Source organism: Rhizobium ecuadorense (assembly GCF_001187535.1).
Taxonomy (GTDB): Bacteria; Pseudomonadota; Alphaproteobacteria; order Rhizobiales; family Rhizobiaceae; genus Rhizobium; species Rhizobium ecuadorense.
This window is the reverse complement of the sequence record NZ_LFIO01001758.1, coordinates 1-224: the sequence shown is the minus strand read 5'-3', so window position 1 is coordinate 224 and position 224 is coordinate 1. Positions and strand designations below refer to the sequence as shown.

The following is a 224-nucleotide window of genomic DNA, read 5'->3' as shown; positions in this document are numbered from 1 at the left end:
TGGAAGATACCGTAAGTGATGGTGCCCGCCACGATCGTCGGCACCAGCATGAAGACCACGAAGAGCGCGTCGGCCTGGATGTAGAAATAACGGGCGACATTGAAATACATGTAGTGGAAATACATGCGATAATAGTTCCGGCGAACGTTGCCGAAGAGCTCCCTGACGGTCAGCGGCTCAGCCCGTTCCGCATGGTCTTCACCATAGACGAGCTCCTTGCGATA

1 protein-coding gene is annotated in these 224 nt (G+C 54.5%); it reads right to left on the bottom strand.

All coding sequences use genetic code 11. The features are described from left to right. On the bottom strand, positions 1-224 hold a 224-nt coding region (locus AF337_RS35265; RefSeq protein ID WP_280138888.1), incomplete at both ends, for an SbmA/BacA-like family transporter.